Consider the following 6263-nt stretch of genomic DNA (forward strand, 5'->3'; position numbering starts at 1 on the left):
CAACTGAGGAGGGGACGGGTGGATGGTGGGGTAGCTTAAAGAGCCCCGTCCCATAATGACTACTTTGGCTTATTCGATGTCCATGCTGGCGACTAGGTTGATGTTGGTGTCTAGGAGGTTGGGGAGGACCACGTCGCCCATGCGGATGGGGGCGTTGACGACTAGACCTCGGATGAGGTCCATGGCTTGGGCGTGGAGTGCCAGCGGGATGGCATCGGCGGTGCGCACGGGCAGCAGGGCCTCATCGCCGCCGGATACGGCCACGGTCGTCGTGAGCACGCGCATGGGGCAGGTGAGCTCCTGATGCGCGAACTTATCGCCACGCGGACAGCTGTTGCCGATTACGGAGCGCACCTCTACCACGGCGCCGTCTGCGCTGCGCTCGACCTCCACGGTCAGGAGGCACTCGGATGGGCAGGTGGTGCAGTTGAACTGCAGCGTTTCAATCGCGTTTGTGCTCATGACTCTACCCCTCCTCAACGGGGTCGACGGACAGGACAATCTCGTTAACACCCAGGTCGAGTGCGCGCTGAATTACCTTTACCGGTAGTGGGAAGCTCTCCATTACGCTCGGTTTAAACGGGCGGACCTTGCCTGCAAACATCTCCTCGTCGCCTGCCAGAATGCGCACGCGGGCGGCGTCGACCGGCCGGCGCACGCGGAAGCTGAGCTTGGTGAGCGCCACGGCCGTAATGCGTCCCGGCAGCGCGTATCCCGCAATGCCGGCAGGGGAGACGGTGAGCTCGCAGTCCGCAGCGACGCCCGCGCCGGTTTCCAGCGCGTGCGCCGCTGCAGCTGCGCCAGCCCTCTCGGACTCGGTCGTCACGTTGTCGGCCAGGTCGTGCACGTGCAGCACGTTGCCGCAGGCAAAGATGCCTGGTACGCCCGTCTGCAGGCTCTGGTCCACCACGGCGCCTCGCGTGCGCGGGTCAAGCTCTACACCCGCGGCAACCGAAAGCTCGTTCTCGGGAATCAATCCCACCGAAAGCAGCAGTGTGTCACACGGAACAACGCGCTCGGTCCCCGGAATGGGCGCTAGGCGCTCGTCGACCTGGCTCACCTCGACGGCTTCCACGCGGTCGTGCCCGATCACGCGCGTGACGGTGGTGGACAGGTGCAGCGGAATGCCAAAGTCGTCCAGGCAGTTCTTAACATTGCGGCGCAGACCGTTGGCGTACGGCATAAGCTCGTACACGCCCTCGACGGAAATCCCCTCGAGCGTGCAGCGGCGTGCCATGATGAGCCCGATGTCACCCGAGCCCAAAATGACGGCGCGCGAGCCGGGTTTGAGGTTCTCGATATTGATGTATCGCTGCGCCAGGCCGGCCGTAAACACGCCGGCGGGTCGGCTGCCGGGAATCTTGATCTCGCTACGGGTGCGCTCGCGGCAACCCATGGCAAGGACGACCGCGCGCCCGGTGAGCCGCAGCATACCGGTGGGGCTCATGAGCATGACGGTGTGGGCTTCGACGTCGCTCGCGCATGGAGCGTCCGAGCCCCTGTCAATCCCGATCACCATGCTGTCCAAGAACAGCGCAATGTCGGTTTCGCGCACCTGGTCGATAAACCGCTGCGCGTATTCGGGGCCGGTGAGCTCCTGTTTAAAGTGCGACAGACCAAACCCGGGGTGGATGCACTGGCGGAGGATGCCGCCCAGGTGCTGCTCGCGCTCCACGATGGCCACGCGTGCGCCCGCCTTATGCGCGGCCATCGCGGCCGCCATGCCGGCAGGTCCGCCGCCGATAACGACCACGTCGAAGGCCTGCGTTTGCACGGGCGCTGCAGCTCCGACCTCTGCGCGTCCGTCGCGCATATCAAACGTCGCCATCCTAGCGCACCCCCTTCAGCGGACCCTCGACCAGCCAAGATCCGGCATCCTCCAACAGCACCTCGCTGGGGTCGCAGCTCAACTCGCGCGCTAGGATTGCCACCACACGGCTCTGGCAAAAGCCACTTTGGCACCGACCCATGCCGGCGCGGCAGCGGCGCTTGACGCCCTCCACCGAAACCGCGCCCGGCTGGCGTCGGATCGCGGCCACGATCTCGGCTTCGGGCACCGTCTCGCAGCGGCAGACAATCTGTCCCCACGCGGGATCGGACTCGATCAGCTCTTCCTTGCACGCCAGCGGTGCGCGGTCAAAGTCGTCCGGCGCGCGGCGAATTGGGTTCCAGTCCGCCCGCTCGTGCAGCTCCACGCCCGCCTCACGCATCACAAGCTCCATGCGCTCGGCAATGGCCGGCGCGCTTGCCGCACCCGGCGACTGAATGCCCGCCGCCTGGAAAAGCCCCGGCACCACGGCCGACTGTCCAATAAAGAAGTCGTTCGTTCCCTGAATGACCGGACGCCCGCCGGCAAATGCGCGCACCACGCGGCGCGTATCCAGATCGGGCACCAGCTTGCGCGCGCCGGTCAGCAGCGCGTTTACATCGCTTGCATAGGTCTGCGTGTCGCCCGGCTCGCGCACAGCGGCCGTGGCGGTGATCACGGTGTTGCCATGCACGGTGCCCGTCACGATAACGCCCTTCGACACCGGCGTCGGCACGGGGTAGAGCGGCATGAGCGTGCGCGGCTCCTTGTCCAGCACCACGATGTTGCCCTGGCGCCAGACCATCTGGAACTTCTCGGCGCCCGCCATATGCGAGAGGTGCGCGGCGCCGTTGCCTGCGGCGTTGATTAGATAGCGACAGCGCACGTCGCCGGCGGGCGTCGCCAACGTAAAGCGCGCGTCGTCGCCCGAGTCCGCGACTTCAATCGCTTCCATCGGCGCTGACCGCATAAACGTCACCCCGTTGGCCACGGCGTTCTCCAGCGCGGCGATGGCAACCTCAAACGGGTCGACAAAGCCCGTCGAGGGGCACCAAAGCGCGCACGTGGCCTGGGCACTCGCGCGCGGCTCCAGCTCGTGGATGCGCTCGGGGCCTATAATCGCCAGCTCGGGCACGCCGTTCGCCAGGCCATTCTGGCGCAGCTTTTCCAGATGCGCGCGGTCCTCGTCGTTAAAGCCCAACACCATCGACCCGGTGCGGCAGAACAGAAAGCCCAGCTCCTGGGCCCACGCGCCATATAGCTCGCAGCCACGGGCGTTGACCTGTGCCTTTACGGTGCCCGGCGCCGGATCGTAGCCAGCGTGCACCAGGCCGCCGTTGGCCTTCGACGCGCCCAGCGCAATATCGTTAGCCGCCTCGACTACGCAAATGGACAGGTCAAACCGCGCGAGCCGCCTCGCGATGGCGCACCCGGTAATGCCCGCGCCAACAATTGCGATATCAAACGTTTCTGCCACGGTGCCTCCTAGACAAGTTGACAGGCTGTCAATAAGACTATCCTACGGTCTGCACACCCCCAGTGCGGCGGCAATGCGGCGAACAGCCCCGCAACACCCGCCAACGGCAGGCGAGGGGAGACCCGGTAACGTCGACAACCTCGTCTGCCGACAACTATGGAAACCGTTCGTCTCGATCTGTAACAGTTAGACGAGGATTTGGGTTCTAGATGTTACAGATTGAGATTGAAGTCGGGAAGAGTTTCGTTTGTCTCGATCTGTAACACCAAACCGACGATTCGACCCCTATCTGTTACAGATTGAGATGTTTGTGTCCGCGCCCGTCCCGCGCCCGGCCGTGGTCCCATATAAACAAACCCCGTGGTAAACTTGACCGAGCTGTAACTCCCCCGAAAGGTACCCCTAATGTCCAAGTACATCTCCGAGCTCATGTCGCCGCAGCTTATGGGCGTCGTCTATGCCTTCGTTGGCTTTATCGTTGCCCTGTATGTGCTGTCGGTCGTCTATGTGTTCATCGACGCTCGCCGCCGCGGCGCCAGCGCCTACGTGGCATGGGGCATCATCGCCCTCATCCCGTTTGTAGGCCTCATCGCCTACCTGGTCCTGCGCCCGCACTCCTACGCGGCCGACCGCGAGGAGCAGGAGCTGGACATGGCCCTGCGCGAGCGCCAGCTTGCCCAGTACGGCACCTGCCCGCAGTGCGGCGCGCCCATCGAGAAGGACTTTGTCGTGTGCCCCGTGTGCGATACCCAGGTTCGCAACGTATGCCCCAGCTGCCATCGCCCGCTCGATGCGCACTGGAAGGTCTGCCCCTACTGCCGAACTCGCATCCAGTAACGCATCCATCGCCGGGCTGGCCGCAAGCCACGGGCACCGCGCGTTCCGCGCAAGCCGCACGCGCAACCCGCCCCGCACGATGAAGCATGCGTAGAAAATCGCCCGCCGTGCCATTAAGGTGCGGCGGGCGCTTGTATACCAAAGCAACCTGCCTATAATGATGCAAGTTAAAACGCCGAGAGCATTGCACGCACTTGCATCAGGCATCCGAGAGGAGAAAACATACCCATGAAGGCACTCTACAATGACGGTTCGGTGGCCGAGCTCCCGCAGGACGAGGTCACGCACGTCATCCGCCACTCCGCCGCGCACATCATGGCGCAGGCCATCAAGCGCCTGTACCCCGAGGCCGACTTTGCCTACGGCCCCGCGACCGACAACGGCTTCTACTACGACGTCGACCTGCCCGAGGGCGTCAAGATCGGCGAGGACGACTTCCCTGCGATCGAGGCCGAGATGAAAAAGATCGTCAAGGAGAACCTCAAGTTCTCCGTGTACGAGAAGCCCCGCGCCGAGGCCATCGCCCTTATGGAGGAGCGCGGCGAGAAGTACAAGGTCGAGCACATCGGCGACCTGGACGACGACGCCCGCATCACCTTCTACCAGCAGGGCGACTACATCGACATGTGCGTCGGTCCCCACATCTGCTACACCAAGGCGCTCAAGGCCTTTAAGCTCACCGGCGTCTCGGGCGCTTACTGGAAGGGCGACAAGGACAACAAGATGCTCACCCGCATCAACGGCGTCGCCTTTGCCACCAAGGAAGAGCTTGACGAGCACATGCACATGCTGGAGGAGGCCAAGAAGCGCGACCATCGCAAGATCGGCCGCGAGATGGATCTCTTTATGATGCGCGACGAGGCCCCCGGCTTCCCGTTCTTCCTGCCCAACGGCATGATCCTTAAGAACACGCTGCTGGACTATTGGCGCGAGATCCACCACAAGGCCGGCTACGTGGAGATCTCCACGCCGCTCATCATGAACAAGCAGCTGTGGAAGACCTCGGGCCACTGGGATCACTACAAGGACAACATGTACTCCACCGTCATCGACGACGAAGAGTACTGCATTAAGCCCATGAACTGCCCGGGCGGCGTGCTGGTGTACGCCTCCAAGCCGCACTCCTACCGCGAGCTGCCCATCCGCGCCGGCGAGATCGGCCTGGTGCACCGTCACGAGCTGCGCGGCGCCCTGCACGGCCTGTTCCGCGTGCGCTGCTTTAACCAGGACGACGCCCACCTGTTTGTGCGTCCCGACCAGCTGACCGACGAGATCGTGGGCGTGGTCAACCTCATCGACTCCGTGTACCAGAAGTTTGGCTTTAAGTACCACGTTGAGCTTTCCACCCGCCCCGAGGACTCCATGGGTTCGGACGAGGACTGGGCTCGCGCCGAGGAGGGCCTGCGCACCGCTCTGGAGAAGCTGGGCATGGACTACGAGGTCAACGAGGGCGACGGTGCCTTCTACGGCCCCAAGATCGACTTCCACCTGGAGGACTCGCTCGGCCGTACCTGGCAGTGCGGTACCGTCCAGCTCGACTTCCAGATGCCGCTCAACTTTGACCTGGAGTACGTGGACGCCGACGGCACCAAGAAGCGCCCCATCATGCTGCATCGCGTGTGCTTTGGCTCCATCGAGCGCTTCATCGGTATTCTGATTGAGCACTTTGCGGGCAAGTTCCCCACCTGGCTGGCTCCCGTGCAGGTCAAGGCACTTCCGGTTTCCGAGAAGAGCCGCGACTACGCCCACGAGGTGTGCGCCAAGCTGGAGGAGGCCGGCATCCGCGTGGTCTGCGACGATCGTGACGAGAAGATCGGCTATAAGATCCGCGAGGCCCGCAGCATCGACCGCGTGCCCTACATGCTTATCCTGGGCGAGAAGGAGGTCGAGGCCGGTAACATTTCCGTCCGCGATCGCTCCAACGAGACCGTTCAGATGAGCGTTGACGAGTTTGTTGCCAAGGTGACCGAGGAGATCAAGACCCGCGCCTAAGGCAAACTACACAACAATTAATAAAGGCGACCGTTCACAAAGGGCGGTCGCTTTTTTTAGTGCCGAAATAAGAAAAGCCGCTGGTTGAGCGGCTTTTTTTGTTCAAGACTTTAGTCTGCTGGGCGCGCAGCGGCCAGCTTTAAACCACCC

At 63.3% G+C, this 6263-nt stretch carries 5 protein-coding genes; 2 read left to right on the forward strand and 3 right to left on the reverse strand.

What is annotated here, in order from left to right; genetic code table 11:
- Positions 1-69 precede the first annotated feature (69 nt).
- From I2G43_RS05675 to I2G43_RS05685, 3 genes are read right to left on the reverse strand one after another with little or no spacing between them, the layout of a single operon-like run.
- Positions 70-462 (reverse strand): DUF1667 domain-containing protein, encoded by a 393-nt coding sequence (locus tag I2G43_RS05675; protein ID WP_195535416.1) that lies wholly within the window; start codon positions 460-462, stop codon positions 70-72.
- A 4-nt stretch (positions 463-466) separates the two neighbouring features.
- A complete protein-coding gene (locus tag I2G43_RS05680; RefSeq protein WP_195535420.1) occupies positions 467-1813 on the reverse strand; it encodes an FAD-dependent oxidoreductase in 1347 nt (448 codons plus the stop codon).
- A gap of 16 nt (positions 1814-1829) precedes the next feature.
- On the reverse strand, positions 1830-3284 hold the full coding sequence (locus tag I2G43_RS05685; protein WP_195535417.1) for an NAD(P)/FAD-dependent oxidoreductase: 1455 nt from the start codon (positions 3282-3284) through the stop codon (positions 1830-1832).
- Positions 3285-3689: 405 nt separating this feature from the next.
- Here I2G43_RS05685 and I2G43_RS05690 point away from each other — a divergent pair, with 405 nt between their 5' ends.
- The gene (locus I2G43_RS05690) at positions 3690-4121 is read left to right on the forward strand and encodes a double zinc ribbon domain-containing protein (protein ID WP_195535418.1); all 432 of its coding nucleotides are present in this window, start codon (positions 3690-3692) and stop codon (positions 4119-4121) included.
- 228 nt (positions 4122-4349) lie between these two features.
- On the forward strand, positions 4350-6113 hold the full coding sequence (gene thrS / locus I2G43_RS05695; protein WP_195535419.1) for a threonine--tRNA ligase: 1764 nt from the start codon (positions 4350-4352) through the stop codon (positions 6111-6113).
- Positions 6114-6263: the final 150 nt, after the last annotated feature.

The organism is Collinsella aerofaciens (genome assembly GCF_015557435.1).
In the GTDB taxonomy this organism is placed as follows: Bacteria; Actinomycetota; Coriobacteriia; order Coriobacteriales; family Coriobacteriaceae; genus Collinsella; species Collinsella aerofaciens_Z.

Bases quoted from the DNA above. Each gene is read 5' to 3' on its own strand.
- I2G43_RS05675 (WP_195535416.1), bottom strand. From the start codon at position 462: ATGAGCACAAACGCGATTGAAACGCTGCAGTTCAACTGCACCACCTGC.
- I2G43_RS05680 (WP_195535420.1), bottom strand. From the start codon at position 1,813: ATGCGCGACGGACGCGCAGAGGTCGGAGCTGCAGCGCCCGTGCAAACG.
- I2G43_RS05690 (WP_195535418.1), top strand. From the start codon at position 3,690: ATGTCCAAGTACATCTCCGAGCTCATGTCGCCGCAGCTTATGGGCGTC.
- thrS (WP_195535419.1), top strand. From the start codon at position 4,350: ATGAAGGCACTCTACAATGACGGTTCGGTGGCCGAGCTCCCGCAGGAC.